The organism is Mycolicibacterium canariasense (assembly GCF_002101555.1).
Lineage (GTDB): Bacteria > Actinomycetota > Actinomycetes > Mycobacteriales > Mycobacteriaceae > Mycobacterium > Mycobacterium canariasense.
Genome location: NZ_LQOL01000049.1, coordinates 352,179 through 369,258, shown reverse-complemented (window position 1 = coordinate 369,258; position 17,080 = coordinate 352,179). Strand labels below are relative to the sequence as shown.

Here is a 17,080-nt window from a genome sequence, read left to right as displayed (position 1 = left end):
GCCATTGGGGGCGGTAGCGGAGGGCCTGGGACGGTGGAACCGGGGTGGATCACGGCCCCGTGCGACGCCGACAAAACGTTGCTGTGTTGCACGTAAAGGTCGCCGTGTCAACCCCTAGTATTCACTTGCTATGCCCCTGACCTGCATAGTTGGCACACGCACCCAGGCGCCCCGTGCTAAGATTGAGAAGTGAAAGGGGCTCTAATCTGATGATTTTCAAGGTCGGAGACACCGTCGTCTATCCACACCACGGTGCTGCGTTGATCGAGGCGATCGAAACCCGGACCATCAAAGGCGAGCAGAAAGAGTACCTCGTCTTGAAGGTGGCCCAGGGAGATCTCACAGTTCGAGTCCCCGCCGAGAACGCCGAATACGTGGGTGTGCGCGACGTTGTGGGCCAGGAAGGTCTTGACAAGGTGTTCCAGGTGCTGCGTGCACCGCACACCGAGGAGCCGACCAACTGGTCGCGCCGGTACAAGGCAAACCTGGAGAAGCTTGCATCGGGGGATGTGAACAAGGTGGCCGAGGTCGTCCGCGATCTGTGGCGCCGGGATCAGGAGCGCGGCCTGTCCGCCGGTGAGAAGCGAATGCTCGCCAAGGCGCGTCAGATCCTCGTCGGTGAGCTCGCGCTCGCCGAGAACACCGATGACGAGAAGGCCGAGACCATTCTCGACGAGGTGTTGGCCGCGGCTTCCTAAGTCGTTGATCTCGATGTCGTTGATTTCGATCAACAACTAGGCATGGAGTTGCCGCGCGTCGGTCTCGGTACCGACGTACATCCCATCCAGTCCGGACGACCGTGTTGGCTGTTGGGTTTGTTGTTCGAAGGGGCCGACGGCTGCGCCGGGCACTCCGACGGTGATGTCGCTGCTCACGCATTGTGCGACGCGCTGCTCAGTGCCGCCGGTCTCGGCGATCTGGGCAGCGTGTTCGGCACCGATCAGCCCCAGTGGCGTGGTGTCACGGGGTCCGACATGCTCCGTCATGTGCGTGGCCTGCTGCAGGCCGAGGGTTTCCGGGTGGGCAATGCCGTGGTGCAGGTGGTCGGCAACCGGCCGAAGATCGGGCCCCGGCGGGCCGAGGCCCAGGACTTGCTGTCGGGTCTGCTCGGCGCCCCGGTGTCGGTCTCGGCGACCACCACCGACGGGCTGGGGCTGACCGGCCGGGGCGAAGGGCTGGCAGCGATTGCGACGGCGTTGCTCGTTCCGGTCGAATAGGCCGGTAAGCTGGCCCGTCGTGAACGGAACGGACGGTGTGCCGAAGTGAGCGGTGCGAACGGTGTACCGAAGTGAGCGGTGCGAACGGTGTGCCGAAGTGAGCGGACTGCGGCTGTACGACACCCTGTCGGGTGGCGTTCGTGATTTCGTACCGCTGCGTCCCGGCCACGCGTCCATTTACCTGTGCGGTGCGACGGTGCAGGGGCTGCCCCATATCGGGCACGTGCGCAGCGGTGTCGCCTTCGACGTGTTGCGGCGCTGGCTGACCGCAAAAGGGTTCGACGTCGCGTTCATCCGCAACGTCACCGATATCGACGACAAGATCCTGAACAAGGCCGCCGACGCGGGCCGGCCGTGGTGGGAGTGGGCGGCCACTTTCGAGCGGGCGTTCACCGCCGCCTATGACGCGCTCGGCGTACTGCCGCCGTCGGCCGAACCGCGGGCCACCGGACATATCACCCAGATGGTGGAGTTGATCGAGCGGCTCATCGAGCGTGGCCACGCGTACGCCGCCGCCGGCGACGTCTACTTCGACGTGCTGAGCTACCCCGAGTACGGGGCACTGTCCGGGCACCGGATCGACGATGTGCATCAGGGTGAAGGCGCGGCCACGGGTAAGCGTGATCAGCGTGATTTCACGCTGTGGAAGGGCGCCAAGCCGGGTGAGCCGTCATGGCCGACGCCGTGGGGCCGCGGACGTCCCGGCTGGCACACCGAATGCGTGGCGATGTGCGAGTCCTACCTGGGGCCGCAGTTCGACATCCATGCCGGCGGCATGGATCTGGTGTTCCCGCACCACGAGAACGAGATCGCCCAGGCCAAGGCCGCAGGTGACGGGTTCGCCCAGTATTGGCTGCACAACGGCTGGGTCACCATGGGCGGCGAGAAGATGAGCAAGTCGCTGGGCAACGTGCTTGCGATTCCCGCTGTGCTGCAACGGGTTCGGGCCGCCGAGCTGCGCTACTACCTGGGCAGTGCGCATTACCGGTCGATGCTGGAGTTCTCCGAGAACGCGCTCACCGACGCCGCCAAGGCCTACACCGGCGTGGAGGAGTTCCTGCACCGGGTCCGCAATCGGGTCGGCGCAGTGGCGCCCGGCACCTGGACCGAGAAGTTCGGGGCCGCACTCGACGACGATCTGTCGGTGCCGATCGCGCTGGCCGAGGTGCACGCCGCCAGGGCCGAGGGTAATCGCGCGCTGGACAGCGGGGACCACGACGCCGCGATGGCGACGGCAGAGTCGATCCGGGCCATGATGGGCATCCTGGGCTGCGACCCGCTCGACCAGCGCTGGGAATCCCGGGACGAGACGTCGGCCGCGCTTGCCGCCGTCGACGAGTTGGTGCAGTGGGCGCTGGCCGGGCGGGCCGAGGCCAGGGAGAAGAAGGACTGGGCCGCCGCCGACGCGATCCGGGACCGACTGAAGGCGGCCGGTATCGAGGTCACCGACACCGCCGATGGACCGCAGTGGTCACTGCTGGAGGGAAGCAACTGATGGCCGGCAATTCGCAGCGCCGCGGCGCGGTCCGCAAGGCCGGCACCAAGAAGGGGCCGACGGTCGGCTCCGGCGGTGTCCGCCGGCGCGGTCTGGAAGGCAAGGGTGCCACCCCACCCGCGCACATGCGCCCGCACCATCCGGCCGGCAAGAAAGCGGCCAAGGCGGCACGGCAGGCCCAGGGCAGGCAGCGCAAGACCGACGAGGTGGAGGTGGTCCTCGGCCGTAACCCGGTGGTGGAGTGCCTGCGCGCGGGCGTGCCGGCAACCGCGCTGTACGTGATGCTCGGGGTGGACTCCGACGAGCGCATCACCGAATCGGTGCAGCGCGCAGCCGATTCCGGCATCGCCATCATGGAGGTCCAGAAGCACGACCTGGACCGGATCGCCAGCAACGGACTGCATCAGGGCTTGGCGCTGCAGGTGCCCCCCTATGCCTACGCCCACCCGGACGATCTGCTCAAGACGGCCCAGAGTGACAGCATGCCGGCCCTTCTGGTGGCGCTGGACAATATCTCCGACCCACGCAACCTGGGCGCGATCGTGCGTTCGGTGGCCGCGTTCGGCGGTCATGGTGTGGTGATCCCGCAACGGCGTTCGGCGTCGGTGAGCGCGGTGGCTTGGCGCACCAGTGCCGGTGCCGCCGCCCGGTTGCCGGTGGCCAGGGCGACCAATCTCAATCGCACGCTGAAAAGCTGGGCCGACGCCGGCCTGCAGATCGTCGGTCTGGATGCCGGTGGTGACACCCAGCTCGACGAATGGGATGCCTCCGGGCCCACGGTCGTGGTGGTGGGGTCCGAGGGCAAGGGCCTGTCGCGACTGGTCCGGGAGAACTGCGACGCCATCGTCTCCATCCCGATGGCCGGGCCGACGGAGTCGCTGAACGCCTCGGTGGCGGCCGGCGTGGTGCTGGCCGAGATCGCCCGCCAGCGCCGGGTTTAGAGTCCCAGCACCCGGGCTGCCGCCCACAGCGCCAGCACCCCGGCAACCAGGCACAGCGGGGTGGTCAGCACACCGACGCGGCTGAATTCCAGGAAGCTCGCCGACATACCTTCCCGTCGGATGATGTTGCGCCACAACAGGTTGGCCAACGACCCCGGATAGGTGGCGTTGGGTCCGATGTTGACGCCGAGCAGCACGGCCAGCACCGCGACCGGGCCGGCGACCGGGCTGGCGGCGACCACCGGCAGCAGCACCAGCACCGCGGGCAGGTTGTTCACCACGTTGGCCAACACCGCCGCCACGGCGGCGATCACCAGCAGGGCGGGCAACGACGTTCCCAGTGGCATATGGGCTTTCATGAAATCGCCAAGACCTTGCCGCATCACGGCGTCGACCACGACACCCAGGCACAGCACGAAGACCAGGAACGGCACGTCCAGGGCTTTCACGATGCCGGCCACGCTGGTGTGCCCGCGGGTCAGGCTGCGCACCCCGAGCACGACGGCACCGGCCAGCGCCGCCCAGGCGGGTGCGATATCGAGGGCGGAGGTGACGGCGAACCCGGCCAGCGTGAGCCCGAGGACGACGAGCGCGAACACCGGAACGCCGACGGTCTGTGGTGGATCGTCGGGGGGTGGCGGCGCGGTCAGTTCGCGCCGGAAGAGCAGGCGCAGCACCAGATATTCGACGGCGATGACCGCCAGCCAGGGCAGCACCATGACGGCGGCGAACATGCCGAACGAGATCCCGGCGGCGCCGAAGGCCAGCAGGTTGGTCAGATTCGACACCGGCAGCAGCAGCGACGCGGTGTTGGACAGGTGCGCCGTGGCGTAGGCATGCGGTTTGGGTGATACCGACATCGTGCGCGCGGTGGCCAGCACCACCGGCGTCAGCAGCACCACAGTGGCGTCCAGGCTGAGTACCGCCGTCGTCGCCGCGGCCAGCATGAACACCCCGCCCAGCAGGCGGCGCGGGTCGCCGCGGCTGAACCGTGCCATCACCGCACCGGCCGCACGGAACAATCCCTCGTCGTCGCAGAGCTTGCCGAGTACCAGCACCGCGGCCAGAAAACCGGTGACCGGCAACAACTCCCGGACTTCGGTCGTCGCCGACTCGGTCGTCGTCACCCCCGTCAGGAGCAGCAGCCCGGCGGCCGGGGCGGCCACGGCCACCTCGGGCCAGCGGTGCGGTCGCACCATGGTGAAGATCAGGACGAGCGCGAGCAGCGCGGCAGCGAACAGCAATGGGACGTTCAACGCGCGGTCAGCTCCAGGGATCCGTCGGCTGCCACAACGTCGGCAGGTGCAGACCGACGCCGTCCTGTTCGGCCAGCCCGCGCAGCACCCGCATGGACACGTCCAGGTCGTCACCGGCGTAGGGCAGCGCGCGCAGCGGGGCATCGAGTGGACGGAAGAAGTCATCCCAGTGGATCAGCACCACCCGGCGCGCCCCGACGGTGCGCACGGTCTCGGTCCAGTAGTCGATCAGATACCGCTCGGGCTGCAGTCCCAACTGCCCGACCCCGAGGTAGACGACCTCGGCGCGCTGCCCGGCCAGCGCGCCAGGGACGAAGCCGGCGCTGCCGACGATCAGCAGCCGGCGGTCCGACGGCCGGTGGTGCACCAGGGTGGACCAGGCCTCTCCGCAGCGGTAGGCCGATGCGCGCACCGGCGGGCGAACGGGTGCGGTGATCGGGCCGGGGAACCGGTCCGGCGGGCAGTGTTTGCCGGGGACGAGGGTGATGTCAAAAGCGCCGAGGCGCTCGGGTTTTCCGGGCACGGCGACCACGGTGCGGTCGTGGCCCAGGTGTGTCACCGACGCACCGCCGACCAACGCGGCCCCGGTGCGTTCGGCCACCACCGCGGAGTCCATCGCGTGGTCGAAATGCGTGTGCACCGGCAGGACGGCGGCCAGTGTGCGCACTCCCAGTCTGGCCAGGCAGCCGTCGATGCGCGGAGCGGACGGGGCGATGCGGCCCAGGCCCACCCGCAGCAGCGACGGCCTGCTGAAGAAGCCATCGGTCATGATCGCGGCGGCGCCGTCGTCGACCAGCAGCGTGGTGACACCGGCCCAGGTGACGGTCAGGGACGCCCGGCCGGCCGCGGGCAGATCGAAGAACCGCGCGTAGTCCGCGAGGTCCGGGCGGCCGGATTTGAGGCGCATGCCCCCACCCTAGGGGGTGGGGCGCACCCCATAGCGGCGGCGGAACTTCTCGACCTGGCCGGCGGCGTCGATGTGCCGGCTCGTGCCGGTCCAGAACGGGTGTGAATCGGCGCTGACGTCGACGACGATCAGCGGATAGGTGCCGCCCTGGAAATCGACTGTGCGATCGCTGATTGCCGTCGAGCGGGTCAGGAACATGGCGCCCGTGTTGGCGTCGGCGAACACCACGGGGTGGTAGTCCGGGTGGATGTCAGGTTTCATTGCGTGCCTCCTCGCTGGTGTCGGCGTCGGACGTCTCGCGCCAGTCGCCGAAGGGATCCGGGTAATGCGGCCAGTCCTGCGGGCTGGCCAGCTCGTCGTCGGTCAGGAGTGCCCGGTTCAGTGCGCCGGTGATGACATCGGGGTCGGCGCCACACACCAGGGCCGTCATCGCGATGTGCCGGTCGCCGAACCGGTCGTCCCAGATCGAGGCGGCCAGCGCGATACGCTCCGGGTCCACGTAGGCGCGCTCGCCGGGTTCCATATCGGCCAGCCAGGTGCCGCAGTGCCCCACCCCGAGGCCGCCGCCCGCCGATTCGATCCACACGACCGCATCGGGCTGGCTGGCCAGCCAGGCCCGGCCGCGAATGCGTACCACGCCGTCGAGGAGTTCGTCGATGGCGTGGTGCAGCCGTAACGGGTGAAAGGGCTTGCGGGAGTTGAACTCCAGCAGATGGACCGATCCCTCGGGGCGCAACGGTGGTTGGCCGGCCAACAGTGGGTCGTGCGGATCGTCGGAGCGGCCGCGCCGGGCACCGGAATCCAGGTTGGCCAGCGCCAACTCGACGTTGTCGGTGCCCACCGTGATCCGGGCCCGCGGGGTCAGCCGGCGCAGCACCGCGAGGGTCTGCGCATCGGGCTCGGTGAGTACCAGCACGTCGGCGAATTCGGCCTGGCCCACCACCACCTGCGCCACCGGGCGGTCGTCGTCGAGGTCGTCATCGCCCAGCGCGTCGGTCAGCCAGTTGCCGGTGTCGATCCCGGTCACCACGGCGGTGACGACCACGTCGCGGGCTGCGGGTCCGTCGATGTAGCCGGGACCGATGTGCAGCGGGGTGTGTTCGATCGCGTTGCAAAGTGATTCGGGGTCGGCCCATTTCGGCAGCTGGACGGCGATTCGGGTGACTTCTTGGCGCCGGTGCAGGCGACGCAGCAGCGGCAGCAGATCGGCGCGGATGGCGCAGTTCAGGCAGCCGGTCACCTCGATCGGCCATACCGAGATGAGCCGCCGCTGCGCGCGCATCTCGGTGATCTGCCGGATCGCGACGTGCCCTTCGATCGCATAGCCGACGCTGATCGTGCCCGGGGTCTGGATCAACGTGGCGGTCACGTCGTCCGCCGTCCCTTGACCCGCCACCAGCACCACTGGGGTCCGCATCCCGCCTCCACACTATTGATAATGATTGCCATTAACGTGTCTCGTACGTTACCGTGCCGAAGTCGACTTGTCGAAAATCATTTTCAATAGCCAGAGGAGGTTGAGGTGTCGGCGCACTGCCAAGTCACCGGCCGCGCACCGGGTTTCGGTAATCGGGTGTCCCATTCCAACCGGCGCACCCGCCGGCGCTGGAATCCCAATATCCAGCTCAAGACGTACTACCTGCCATCCGAGGACCGCCGGATCCGGCTGCGCGTCAGCGCCAAGGGCATCAAGGTCATCGACCGGGACGGTATCGAGGCCGTCGTTGCGCGGCTTCGCCGCAACGGGGCGAAGATCTGATGGCCCGCAACGAGATCCGCCCGATCGTCAAACTCCGGTCCACCGCGGGAACCGGCTACACCTACGTCACCCGCAAGAACCGGCGCAATGATCCGGATCGGCTGGTGCTGCGCAAGTACGACCCGGTGGTACGCCGCCACGTCGATTTCAGGGAGGAACGCTGATGGCCAAGACTTCAAAGATCGTGCGCAACGAGCGGCGCCGGGTACTGGTGGAGCGTCATGCGCAACGCCGCGCCGAACTCAAGGAGATCATCCGGCGGCCGTCCAGCAGCCCACAGGAACGGGCGCAGGCGCAGGCGCAGTTGCAGCGGATGCCGCGAGACGCCAGCCCGGTGCGGGTGCGTAACCGGGATTCCGTCGACGGCAGGCCGCGCGGGCATCTGCGGAAGTTCGGGCTGTCCCGGGTTCGGGTGCGCGAGCTGGCACACCGCGGTGAACTGCCCGGTGTACGCAAGGCGAGTTGGTGATGGCGAAGCAGCGAAAGCGGGTCGCAGCACCGGAGATCAAGCGGCCCAGGGTGAATCGGCTGAAGGCACTCGGTATCACCCATGTCGACTACAAGGACGTGGCGGTGCTGCGCACCTTCCTGTCCGAACGGGGCAAGATCAGGTCGCGCCGGGTCACCGGGCTCACCCCGCAGCAGCAGCGTCAGGTGGCGACCGCCATCAAGAATGCGCGCGAGATGGCGTTGCTGCCCTAATCGGTGAAGGCGGCCAGCGCGGTGCCGTCCTCGCTCAGGCGGTCGCGCACCGCCTGGGCGATGCGCACGGCATCCGGCGAATCGCCGTGCACACAGACCGATTCCACGGTGATCGGGATGGTCGATCCGTCGACGGCGGTGACCTGTCCGCGCTGCACCATCGAGGCCACCCGGTCGGCGATCCGGGCCGGGTCGTCCAGCACCGCGTTGGGTAACCGGCGCGACACCAGCTGACCGTCGGCGCGGTACGCCCGGTCCGCGAAAGCCTCCGGCACCGTGCGCAGGCCCAGCTCGGCCGCCGCGGCGAAGAATGCCGAGCCGGCCAGGCCGAGTACCGGTAGACCCGGATCGACGGCGTGCACCGCCGCGGCCACCGCGGCCGCCTGTTCCCGGTGCGTGACGATCGAGTTGTACAGCGCACCATGCGGTTTCACATAGGACACCGTGGCGCCGACGCTGTGTGCGATGGCCGACAAGGCCCCGATCTGGTAGATCACCTCGGCGCGCAGCTCCTCGGGCTCGGCGTCGATGAAGCGGCGCCCGAAGCCGGCGAGGTCGCGGTAACTGACCTGCGCACCGATGCGGACCCCGCGTTCGGCGGCGGCACGGCACGTGTGCACCAGCCGGGCCGGGTCGCCGGCGTGGAAGCCGCAGGCCACGTTCGCGCTGGTGACGATGTCCAGCATGGCGTCGTCATCGCCCAAGTGCCAGACCCCGAAGCCCTCGCCGAGATCGGCGTTGAGATCCACGCTCACGTCAGAAGTCCCGCTCGGCCCCAACGGTTTTCCGACACGAACTCCGGCAGCGGCCGCCCGTAGGCCCAGTCGTCGATCTCCAGGGACGGCCGCGGCGGGAAGTCGGGCACGGGGCCCAGGCACAGGATGGCCACCGGCTCGGCATCAGAGGGCATGTCCAGCAGCGCGGCCAGCCGGGCCGGATCGAAGAGCGACACCCAGCCCATGCCCAGACCTTCGGCGCGGGCGGCCAGCCACAGATTCTGGATCGCACAGGACACCGAGGCCAGATCCATGTGCGGCATGGTACGGCGGCCGAAGACGTGCGCCTGCCTGCCTTCACCGAGGGCCACCACGAACAGCTCCGCACACTCCAGGATGCCCTCGACCTTGAGCTCGAGGAACTCCTCGCCGCGGGCGCCCAGTGCGGCCGCGGTCTCCCGGCGCTCCTCGTCCACCAGGTCGTGCAGCTGCCCGCGCAGCGTTCGATCGGTGATCCGGATGAACCGCCACGGCTGCATCAACCCGACGCTGGGTGCGGCATGCGCCGCGGCCAGCAGCCGCGCCAGCACCTCGGCCGGCACGTCGGTGCCGGGGACGAACCGGCGCATGTCGCGGCGCTCTGCGATGGCCCGGTACACGGCCTGACGTTCGGTGTCGCTGAACGCGTGATCGGTCACCACCGCAGCCTAGGCTGGTCGGGTGAGCACGCGTGCGCAGGTTCTGATATCCGCGGCGGAACTAGCCGAAATGATTGAATCCGGTTCCCCGGTGGCCATTCTGGACGTCCGCTGGGAGCTGGCCGAGCCGGACGGCCGCGCGGCCTTCGAGCGCGGCCATCTGCCGGGGGCGGTGTACGTATCGCTGGAAGACGAGCTGTCCGACCACGGCGTCGCCGGTCGCGGCAGGCACCCGCTGCCCTCGGGTGCGGCCGTGCAGGCTGCCGCGCGTCGCTGGGGTGTGCGCACCGGGGTGCCGGTCGTCGTCTACGACGACTGGAACCGGGCGGGTTCGGCGCGCGCCTGGTGGGTGCTGACCGCCGCCGGTATCGGTGACGTCCGGATCCTCGACGGCGGTCTCGGCGCGTGGGGCGGCGAACTCGTCACCGGGCCGTCGTCGGCCGAACCCGGTGACGTGACCGTGCTGCACGAGGATCTCTATGCCGGTGCGCTCCCGACATTGACCGCCGCACAGGCCGCCACCGCCCCGGTCCTGCTCGACGCACGGGCGCCCGAACGGTTCCGCGGTGAGGTGGAGCCGGTCGACCCGGTGGCCGGCCACATCCCGGGCGCCCGCAATCTGCCGAGCACCGCGCTGCTGGCCCCCGACGGCACCTTCGCGTTGGACGCGCTGCCGCGTTTCGACGGGCCGGTCGGTGCCTATTGCGGATCCGGGGTGACGGCCGCCGTGCTGGTCGCGGCGTTGGCGGCGACGGGAGCCGACGCAGCGCTGTTCCCGGGATCGTGGTCGCAGTGGAGCTCCGACCCGGCCCTGCCCGTGCACACGGGGGACTGACCGGCGCCGGTTCAATGCGTATGCGTGACACCCCAGGCCGGCAGCGGATCGGGGAAGCGCAGCCAGCTCGGTTCACCTGCGGCCACCTCGTCGTCGGTCAGCAGGGCCGAATCGAGTAGGTCGCCGATCCGGTCCCGGTCCAGGCGCACGCCGATGAACACGATCTCCTGGCCCGGGGTGACGTCGGTGGACGACCAGTACTGTGCCGGTTCGATCACCAGATTGGGGCCCGCCTGCGACCAGATCGCGGCGATGGCCGGACGGCTGGCGATCCAGCAGAAGCCCTTGCTGCGCAGCAGCCCCCGCATCTGGTCCAGCGCCGCGGCCAACCGGTCGGGGTGGAAGGGACGGTCGGCGCGGAAGGTCATGGAGCCGATGCCGTACTCGTCGGTTTCCGGGGTGTGGCCGTTGGCGATCTCTTCGTCCCAACCCGGAACCTTCGCGGCCGCGTCGGGATCGAAGCGGCCGGTGTCCAGCACCTCGTCGAGTGCCACCACGCCGTGATCGGTGTGCAGCAGCCGTGCGGTGGGGTTGAGCCGGCGCACCACGGCTTGGACGGCGCCCAGCTGCTGGGCGCTGACCAGGTCGGTCTTGTTGAGCAGGATGACGTCGGCGAACTCCACCTGGTCGGTGAGCAGGTCGGCGATGTTGCGGCCGTCGCCGGGGCCGGCGACCATGTCGCGGTCGGCCAGCGACTGGCCGCGGGCCAGTTCGGTCAGGAAGGTGGACGCGTCCACCACGGTCACCATGGTGTCCAGCCGGGCCAGCCGGCCGAGGCTGAAGCCGTCGCCCGGGGCGAGCGAAGCGACGGGGGAACTTTCGAATTCCCAGCCGAACGTGGCCGCGACCGGCATGGGCTCGGAGATGCCGGTGGATTCGATGACCAGTTGGTCGAACCGGTTCTGTCTGGCCAGGGTGGCCACCGCCTCGACCAGGTCCTCCCGCAGTGTGCAGCAGATGCACCCGTTGGTGAGCTCGACCAGTTTCTCCTCCGTCCTGTCGAGGTGGCCCTGGCCGGCGATGAGGGCCGCATCGATGTTCACCTCGCTCATGTCATTGACGATCACTGCGACCCGCCGGCCCTCGCGGTTGGCCAGGATGTGGTTGAGCAGGGTGGTCTTCCCGGCGCCGAGGAAGCCGGACAGCACGGTGACGGGCAGCAGCATATGACTCCTTAATGAAAACGATTTTCAAGAAACATGATCCGATTGTGCGATGGTTAATGCAAACGGTTATCGTTATCGCCATGACCGCCCCGAAGACCCTCCGCACCGTGGCCACCGGCCTGGTGCTCGCCGTTCCGTTCGCCCTTGCCGCCTGCTCGGGCGGCGGCACCACCACGGCGACGACCTCGACCGCCGCCGCCTCCGGGGACTGCCCGACCACCCCGGTGAACGTCGTGGTCAGCGTCGACCAGTGGGGGCAAATCGTGAACAGCCTCGGCGGGGCCTGCGCGAAGGTGACGACGATCCTGGCCGGGTCGTCGGTGGACCCGCACGATTTCGAGCCGTCCCCGTCGGACGCCGCCACCTTCACCGGCGCCCAGCTCGTCGTCGTCAACGGCGGCCACTACGACGAATGGGCCAGCAAGCTGGCGGCCAGCTCCGCGCCCAACGCGCCCGTGATCAACGCCCTGGAGGCCGGCGGCATCGAACACGACGACTCGCACCCCGATCACGACGATCAGGACGGCCATGACCACGGCGACGGGGTGAATCCGCACGCCTGGTACAACCCGACCGCCGTGACCGCGGTCGCCGACGCGGTCACCGCCAAGCTCGGCGAGCTGGCCCCGCAGGCCAAGGACTACTTCGCGGCCCAGCGCAGCGCGTTCACCACCGCACTGCAGCCCTACGACGAACTGATCGCCAAGATCAAGGCCGGCGCGGCCGGCAAGACCTACGGCGCCACCGAATCCGTCTTCGACTACATGGCCGCGGCGGTCGGCTTGCAGAACAAGACCCCTGCGGGCTTCCAGGCGGCCGCGAGCAACGAGACCGATCCCTCCCCGGCCGACCTGGACGCCTTCCTGAAGCTGTTGAATGGCAAGGGTGTCGACGTTCTCATCTACAACACCCAGACCGAGGGATCGGTGCCCGAACAGATCCGCACCGCGGCGCAGAATGCCGGGATTCCGGTGGTGAACGTGACCGAAACGGTGGCGCCGGGCGCGAAATCATTCGAGGCTTGGCAGGTGGACCAACTCACCGCACTCGCCAAGGCCCTTGGTGTCCAGCCCTGACCCATCCGAATCCGAACCGCCCGCGCTCTCGTTCCAGGACGTCAGCGTCGTTCGCGGCGGCCGGCTGATCTGGTCGGAGGGCACGTTCGACGTGCCGGCCGGCGGCATCGTCGCCGTCATCGGCTCCAGCGGGTCGGGCAAGACCACCCTGCTGCACGCCGTGCTGGGCACGATTCCGGTCGGGTCGGGCACCATCCGGGTGCTCGGCAAGCCGCCCGGCGCCGCCACCGGGTTGATCGGTTATGTGCCGCAGAACTACGCCGTCGCCGCGGGTAACGCGATCCGGGCCTGTGACGCGGTGCTGCTCGGGTTGACCGGGAATCGGTGGGGGTTCGGGCGGGCCAGCGCCGCCGAGCGTGCCAGGGTCGCCGACGTGCTCGCCGCCGTCGACGCCTCGGAGTTCGCGCACCGCAGGCTGTCCCAGCTGTCCGGCGGGCAGCGGCAGCGCATCGCGATCGCCGAGGCGCTGGTGGCCCGCCCCCGGCTGCTCATCCTGGACGAGCCGCTGACCGCGCTGGACGTCCGCAATCAGCGCGATATCGTGCGGCTGCTGGCCAAGATCCGCGACGAACTCGGGGTGACCATCCTGGTGGTCGCCCACGATCTGAACCCACTGCTTGCCGTGCTGGACGGCGCGATCTACCTGCTCGACGGGCACGCGCATTTCGACACCACCGACGAGGTCGTCGACGCCGACCTGCTGAGCCACCTGTACGGCACCTCCATCCAAGTGGTGCACACCCCACAGGGCGACCTGTACGTCCGGAGTATCTGATGCAAACCACCGTGCTGGCGCTGGGCTACCAGGAGAACTGGTGGCAGATCCTCACGTCGGCGTTCATGCGCAATGCCCTGATCGGCGGCACCCTGGTGGCCCTGGCCGCCGGGCTGATCGGCTATTTCATCGTGGTGCGCAACAGTGCCTTCGCCGCACATGCGTTGGCGCACATCGGTTTTCCCGGTGCCACCGGAGCGGTGCTGCTCGGCCTGCCCGTCACCATCGGGCTGGCGACGTTCTGCATCGGGGGTGCGCTGGTGATCGGTGCGCTGGGCAAACGCGCCGACGAGCGGGAGGTGGCGACCGGCACGGTGCTGGCCGCCGCCACCGGGCTGGGCCTGTTCTTCAGTTCGCAGGCCACCAAGAGCAGCAGCACCGTCACCAACGTGCTGTTCGGGAATCTGCTCGCGGTGACCCATGAGCAGCTGGTGTCGTTCGGGCTGGCGGTGCTGGTGCTGGCCGTCGTCGTCGCGTTCGTCTACCGGCCGTTGTTGTTCGCCTCGATCAATGCCGAGGTCGCCGAGGCCAAGGGCGTCCCGGTGCGGGTGCTGTCGGTGGTGTTCATGGCGCTGCTCGGGCTGGCGGTGACGATGGCGGTCCAGGCGGTCGGCACCCTGCTGCTGTTCGCCCTGGTGGTCACGCCCGCGGCCACGGCGATCATGCTGGTGGCCCGGCCGGGACTGGCCATGCTGGCCTCCACGCTGCTGGCGGTGTTCTCCGTGTGGGCAGGGCTGGCGCTGTCGGCGATGTTCAACGTTCCGCCCAGCTTCGTCATCGTCACGATCGTCAGCATCATCTGGCTGGTGGTGTGGGCGATCGCCCAACGAACCGGAACGGATCGGCGAATCGCGCCGCCACACGGCCCTTCCGGGCTGCACGTCCACTAATCTCGGAGAGCATGTCCAGAAGCCCGGCGCCCAGGCGACGGGCCACCCTGGCCTCGTTGGCCGCCGAACTGAAGGTTTCGCGCACCACGATCTCCAACGCGTACAACCGTCCCGACCAGCTGTCCACCGAACTCCGGGAACGGGTGCTGGCCGCCGCCAAGGAGATGGGCTACCCCGGGCCCGACCCGGTGGCGCGGTCGCTGCGCACCCGCAAGGCCGGTGCCGTCGGCCTCATGATCACCGAACCGCTGCACTATTCGTTCAGCGATCCGGCCGCCCTGGATTTCGTTGCCGGGCTTGCCGAGTCATGTGAAGAGGCGGGGCAGGGCCTGCTGCTGGTGGCCGCCGGCCCCAACCGCAGCGTCGCCGACGGCACGGCCGCGGTGCTGTCGGCGGGGGTGGACGGATTCGTCATCTATTCGGCCTCCGACGACGACCCCTATCTGCCGGTGGTGCTGCAGCGGCACCTGCCGGTCGTCGTCGTCGACCAACCCAAGGATGTGCCGGGCAGTTCCCGGGTGTGCATCGACGACCGCGCCGCCATGCGCCAGCTCGCCGAACACGTTGTCGGACTTGGCCACCGCGAGATCGGCCTGCTGACCATGCGGCTGGGCCGGGACTGGCCGCACGACCATCCCACCCCCGCGGTGGCCCCACCCGAGCGGCTGAACTCGCCCCACTTCCACGTGCAGCGCGAACGCGCGCACGGACTCTTCGACGCGATGAAGGCGGCCGGACTGGACCCGGCGTCGGTCACCGTGGTGGAAAGCTACGACCACGGGCCCGCTTCCGGCGGGCAGGCCGCCGAGGTGGCGCTGGCCCGCAATCCGCGCATCACGGCGTTGATGTGCACTGCCGATGTGCTGGCGCTGTCGGCGATGGATGCCCTGCGGTCGCGCGGAATCTACGTGCCCGGCCAGATGACGGTGACGGGTTTCGACGGGGTGCCCGAGGCGTTGCGCCGTGGCCTGACCACGGTCGCGCAGCCCAGCATGGAGAAGGGCCGGCGCGCGGGTCGGTTGTTGCACAACCCGCCGCGTTCGGGCCTGCCGGTCATCGACATGCTGGCCACCGAACTGATGCGGGGGCGGACCGCGGGGCCGCCCGCCTGATCAGCGCCGCGCGGCAACCAGGAAGCGCAGCACCTCGGCGACGTCCTCCGGGGCCGGGACGCGGTAGCGGGCCAGGGTGTCGCCCGGCCCGACCTTGACCCCGATATCGGTCTCCCGCAGCCGGCGGAACGCCTTCTCGTCGGTGACGTCGTCACCGAGGAACACCACCGCGGTGGCATCGTGTCGCCGGCGTAGCTCATCCACCGCCTCGCCCTTGTCGGTGACGATCACCGCGAATTCCAGCACCGCCTTGCCGCTGGTGAGGTGCGCGTCCCAGGACCGGGCGGCGGCCCGGGCCGCCGCGAGCGCCGCGTCGCCGTCGGCCGGGTCGGCATTGCGGACGTGCAGGGCGACGCTGGCCGGTTTCGTCTCGACGGTCACCCCGGGCCGGTCGGCGGCGATGTCGCGCAGCGTGGCCGTGATGGTGGCCAGCAGGCCGGTGTCGATGTCGCGGACGAAGCCGGTGTCGAACTCCGCGCCGTGGCTACCGACGAGTGCCACACTGTCCGGCATCCCGGACAATTCCCGCAGCACGTCGCGCGCGCGCCCGGAGATCAGCGCGGCGGTGGTATCGGGCAGCGCCGACAGGGCGACCAGGGCCTCGGCCGCCGCGGGCAGCGGCCGGGCGTCGGCCGGGTTGTTGACGATCGGCGCCAGCGTGCCGTCGAAATCGGAGGTGACCAGCAGGCGCGGGGTCCGGGCGATAGCAGTCAGCGCGTGCTGCAGATCATCCACCCGTCAAACCTTAGATTGTTCCCCGTCGCCGATGAGCAACCGGACCGCCAGGTCCAGGCGTTTGCTGACGTCGGTCGCCGAAGCGCGCCGGGTCAGCCAGGCCAGCAGGTTCGACAGCCACACGTCGGAGATGACGCGGGCGATGTGGTACTGGTCTTCGGTCGGTTCGCCGTCGCTCATGGCGCGGGCGAACATCGAGTCCATCAACTTGCCGACGTGATCGACTTCACCCGCGGCCGACGCGTCGGCGAACACGAACGCGCGCGTCATGGCCTCGGTGAGCAACGGGTTGCGCTGCATCGACCGGTTGAGCCGGCCGACCATCATGTTCAGCCGCTGGTACGGCGTGCCGCCGGTGAGCGAGGCCCGGTCGGTCTTGGCGTCGATGCGCTCGAATTCCCGGCCCAGCGCCGACACCAGCAGATGCACCTTGGACGGGAAGTACCGGTACAGGGTCCCGACGGCGACATCGGCACGTTCGGCGACGGCGCGCATCTGGACCGCCTCGTAACCGCCCTTGGAGGCGATGGCCAGGGTGGCATCCAGGATGCGCTTGCGGCGCTCGCGCTGCGCTTCGGATCCCAGTTCGGATTCGGCGAGGACGGCCACCGTCGTCACCTGACGTGGTGAGTCAGAACCCGATCCGGGCTGTGCTGGTGACGACATTCGGTGAGCTGCTCCTTGGTAGTGCGATCTTGACAAAAAAGATACGCATGTCGACAGCTAATTTCCCACCTCCGAGCACCCTGCACAAGCGGCGTGTCCTGCCGTGATGGCGGTCGACTTGACGTTCGAACGCT

The 17,080-nt window shown here is 69.1% G+C and carries 22 protein-coding genes; 13 read left to right on the top strand and 9 right to left on the bottom strand.

Translation table 11 applies throughout. From position 1 onward, the window contains the following. Window positions 1-209: 209 nt before the first annotated feature. The 4 genes from carD to rlmB all read left to right on the top strand — a co-directional run bounded on the left by carD (window position 210) and on the right by rlmB (window position 3,653). Window positions 210-698, top strand: a complete 489-nt coding sequence (gene carD, locus AWB94_RS14510; RefSeq protein WP_024451602.1) for an RNA polymerase-binding transcription factor CarD — start codon at window positions 210-212, stop codon at window positions 696-698. Between the two features lie 42 nt (window positions 699-740). Beyond that, window positions 741-1,217, top strand: coding sequence for a 2-C-methyl-D-erythritol 2,4-cyclodiphosphate synthase (gene ispF, locus AWB94_RS14505; protein WP_062655954.1), 477 nt, complete (start codon window positions 741-743; stop codon window positions 1,215-1,217). Window positions 1,218-1,278: 61 nt separating this feature from the next. Continuing rightward, window positions 1,279-2,712: a cysteine--tRNA ligase gene (gene cysS, locus AWB94_RS14500; RefSeq protein WP_109762092.1), complete on the top strand. Its 1,434-nt coding sequence runs from the start codon at window positions 1,279-1,281 to the stop codon at window positions 2,710-2,712. After that, on the top strand, window positions 2,712-3,653 hold the full coding sequence (gene rlmB, locus AWB94_RS14495; protein WP_062655953.1) for a 23S rRNA (guanosine(2251)-2'-O)-methyltransferase RlmB: 942 nt from the start codon (window positions 2,712-2,714) through the stop codon (window positions 3,651-3,653). Before cysS ends, rlmB begins: the two co-directional genes overlap by 1 nt. Here rlmB and AWB94_RS14490 read toward each other — a convergent pair. Genes AWB94_RS14490 through mrf form a run of 4 tightly spaced genes read right to left on the bottom strand, consistent with a single transcriptional unit; the run spans window position 3,650 to window position 7,233 of the window. Continuing rightward, the gene (locus AWB94_RS14490; RefSeq protein ID WP_409365962.1) at window positions 3,650-4,909 is read right to left on the bottom strand and encodes an SLC13 family permease; all 1,260 of its coding nucleotides are present in this window, start codon (window positions 4,907-4,909) and stop codon (window positions 3,650-3,652) included. The genes rlmB and AWB94_RS14490 overlap by 4 nt on opposite strands. A gap of 7 nt (window positions 4,910-4,916) precedes the next feature. Beyond that, window positions 4,917-5,816 carry an MBL fold metallo-hydrolase gene (locus AWB94_RS34170; protein WP_062655952.1) on the bottom strand — a complete coding sequence of 300 codons (900 nt, stop codon included), beginning with the start codon at window positions 5,814-5,816 and terminating at the stop codon, window positions 4,917-4,919. 9 nt (window positions 5,817-5,825) lie between these two features. Continuing rightward, window positions 5,826-6,077, bottom strand: coding sequence for a type B 50S ribosomal protein L31 (locus AWB94_RS14485; protein WP_062655951.1), 252 nt, complete (start codon window positions 6,075-6,077; stop codon window positions 5,826-5,828). Further along, complete coding sequence (gene mrf / locus AWB94_RS14480) at window positions 6,067-7,233, bottom strand: ribosome hibernation factor-recruiting GTPase MRF (protein WP_084395061.1); 1,167 nt, start codon at window positions 7,231-7,233, stop codon at window positions 6,067-6,069. The genes AWB94_RS14485 and mrf overlap by 11 nt, the downstream gene beginning before the upstream one ends. Before the next feature lie 105 nt (window positions 7,234-7,338). On the opposite strand from mrf, the gene rpmB reads away from it, so the two are divergent. The 4 genes from rpmB to rpsR are packed head-to-tail and all read left to right on the top strand — an operon-like array spanning window position 7,339 to window position 8,277. Beyond that, a complete protein-coding gene (gene rpmB, locus AWB94_RS14475; protein ID WP_062655950.1) occupies window positions 7,339-7,575 on the top strand; it encodes a 50S ribosomal protein L28 in 237 nt (78 codons plus the stop codon). Next, window positions 7,575-7,739, top strand: coding sequence for a 50S ribosomal protein L33 (rpmG, locus tag AWB94_RS14470; RefSeq protein ID WP_024451593.1), 165 nt, complete (start codon window positions 7,575-7,577; stop codon window positions 7,737-7,739). Before rpmB ends, rpmG begins: the two co-directional genes overlap by 1 nt. Further along, window positions 7,739-8,044, top strand: a complete 306-nt coding sequence (gene rpsN / locus AWB94_RS14465) for a 30S ribosomal protein S14 (RefSeq protein ID WP_062655949.1) — start codon at window positions 7,739-7,741, stop codon at window positions 8,042-8,044. Before rpmG ends, rpsN begins: the two co-directional genes overlap by 1 nt. Continuing rightward, window positions 8,044-8,277: a 30S ribosomal protein S18 gene (gene rpsR, locus AWB94_RS14460; protein WP_062655948.1), complete on the top strand. Its 234-nt coding sequence runs from the start codon at window positions 8,044-8,046 to the stop codon at window positions 8,275-8,277. Before rpsN ends, rpsR begins: the two co-directional genes overlap by 1 nt. On the opposite strand, the gene AWB94_RS14455 is transcribed toward rpsR, so the two are convergent. Next, complete coding sequence (locus tag AWB94_RS14455) at window positions 8,274-9,032, bottom strand: LamB/YcsF family protein (RefSeq protein WP_062655947.1); 759 nt, start codon at window positions 9,030-9,032, stop codon at window positions 8,274-8,276. The two genes, rpsR and AWB94_RS14455, sit on opposite strands and share 4 nt — an antisense overlap. Beyond that, window positions 9,029-9,691 (bottom strand): 5,6-dimethylbenzimidazole synthase, encoded by a 663-nt coding sequence (gene bluB, locus AWB94_RS14450; protein ID WP_062656148.1) that lies wholly within the window; start codon window positions 9,689-9,691, stop codon window positions 9,029-9,031. The genes AWB94_RS14455 and bluB overlap by 4 nt, the downstream gene beginning before the upstream one ends. 22 nt (window positions 9,692-9,713) lie before the next feature. On the opposite strand from bluB, the gene AWB94_RS14445 reads away from it, so the two are divergent. Continuing rightward, a complete protein-coding gene (locus AWB94_RS14445; protein WP_084395060.1) occupies window positions 9,714-10,526 on the top strand; it encodes a sulfurtransferase in 813 nt (270 codons plus the stop codon). Between the two features lie 11 nt (window positions 10,527-10,537). Here the strand turns inward: AWB94_RS14445 and AWB94_RS14440 are convergent, their stop codons facing one another. Beyond that, window positions 10,538-11,692: a GTP-binding protein gene (locus AWB94_RS14440; RefSeq protein ID WP_062655945.1), complete on the bottom strand. Its 1,155-nt coding sequence runs from the start codon at window positions 11,690-11,692 to the stop codon at window positions 10,538-10,540. Between the two features lie 80 nt (window positions 11,693-11,772). Between AWB94_RS14440 and AWB94_RS14435 the strand changes: the two genes are divergently transcribed. Genes AWB94_RS14435 through AWB94_RS14420 form a run of 4 tightly spaced genes read left to right on the top strand, consistent with a single transcriptional unit; the run spans window position 11,773 to window position 15,545 of the window. Continuing rightward, on the top strand, window positions 11,773-12,768 hold the full coding sequence (locus tag AWB94_RS14435; RefSeq protein WP_234811739.1) for a metal ABC transporter solute-binding protein, Zn/Mn family: 996 nt from the start codon (window positions 11,773-11,775) through the stop codon (window positions 12,766-12,768). Further along, window positions 12,755-13,543, top strand: a complete 789-nt coding sequence (locus AWB94_RS14430) for a metal ABC transporter ATP-binding protein (RefSeq protein ID WP_062655943.1) — start codon at window positions 12,755-12,757, stop codon at window positions 13,541-13,543. Before AWB94_RS14435 ends, AWB94_RS14430 begins: the two co-directional genes overlap by 14 nt. Further along, entirely contained in the window at window positions 13,543-14,433 is an 891-nt protein-coding gene (locus AWB94_RS14425; protein ID WP_062655942.1) for a metal ABC transporter permease, read from the top strand. The genes AWB94_RS14430 and AWB94_RS14425 overlap by 1 nt, the downstream gene beginning before the upstream one ends. Before the next feature lie 11 nt (window positions 14,434-14,444). Beyond that, entirely contained in the window at window positions 14,445-15,545 is a 1,101-nt protein-coding gene (locus AWB94_RS14420; RefSeq protein WP_062655941.1) for an Rv3575c family transcriptional regulator, read from the top strand. On the opposite strand, the gene otsB is transcribed toward AWB94_RS14420, so the two are convergent. Together otsB and kstR are read right to left on the bottom strand one after the other, a co-directional pair. Then, window positions 15,546-16,280: a trehalose-phosphatase gene (gene otsB / locus AWB94_RS14415; protein ID WP_062655940.1), complete on the bottom strand. Its 735-nt coding sequence runs from the start codon at window positions 16,278-16,280 to the stop codon at window positions 15,546-15,548. A 3-nt stretch (window positions 16,281-16,283) separates the two neighbouring features. Next, window positions 16,284-16,946 (bottom strand): cholesterol catabolism transcriptional regulator KstR, encoded by a 663-nt coding sequence (gene kstR, locus AWB94_RS14410; protein ID WP_024451583.1) that lies wholly within the window; start codon window positions 16,944-16,946, stop codon window positions 16,284-16,286. Window positions 16,947-17,080 lie beyond the last annotated feature (134 nt).

Coding starts and splice junctions, on each gene's coding strand:
- rpmG (WP_024451593.1), top strand. CDS start 7,575: ATGGCCCGCAACGAGATCCGCCCGATCGTCAAACTCCGGTCCACCGCG.
- AWB94_RS14425 (WP_062655942.1), top strand. CDS start 13,543: ATGCAAACCACCGTGCTGGCGCTGGGCTACCAGGAGAACTGGTGGCAG.
- mrf (WP_084395061.1), bottom strand. CDS start 7,233: ATGCGGACCCCAGTGGTGCTGGTGGCGGGTCAAGGGACGGCGGACGAC.
- AWB94_RS14485 (WP_062655951.1), bottom strand. CDS start 6,077: ATGAAACCTGACATCCACCCGGACTACCACCCCGTGGTGTTCGCCGAC.
- rpsN (WP_062655949.1), top strand. CDS start 7,739: ATGGCCAAGACTTCAAAGATCGTGCGCAACGAGCGGCGCCGGGTACTG.
- AWB94_RS14440 (WP_062655945.1), bottom strand. CDS start 11,692: ATGCTGCTGCCCGTCACCGTGCTGTCCGGCTTCCTCGGCGCCGGGAAG.
- rpsR (WP_062655948.1), top strand. CDS start 8,044: ATGGCGAAGCAGCGAAAGCGGGTCGCAGCACCGGAGATCAAGCGGCCC.
- AWB94_RS14435 (WP_234811739.1), top strand. CDS start 11,773: ATGACCGCCCCGAAGACCCTCCGCACCGTGGCCACCGGCCTGGTGCTC.
- rlmB (WP_062655953.1), top strand. CDS start 2,712: ATGGCCGGCAATTCGCAGCGCCGCGGCGCGGTCCGCAAGGCCGGCACC.
- AWB94_RS34170 (WP_062655952.1), bottom strand. CDS start 5,816: ATGCGCCTCAAATCCGGCCGCCCGGACCTCGCGGACTACGCGCGGTTC.
- kstR (WP_024451583.1), bottom strand. CDS start 16,946: ATGTCGTCACCAGCACAGCCCGGATCGGGTTCTGACTCACCACGTCAG.
- carD (WP_024451602.1), top strand. CDS start 210: ATGATTTTCAAGGTCGGAGACACCGTCGTCTATCCACACCACGGTGCT.
- ispF (WP_062655954.1), top strand. CDS start 741: ATGGAGTTGCCGCGCGTCGGTCTCGGTACCGACGTACATCCCATCCAG.
- AWB94_RS14420 (WP_062655941.1), top strand. CDS start 14,445: ATGTCCAGAAGCCCGGCGCCCAGGCGACGGGCCACCCTGGCCTCGTTG.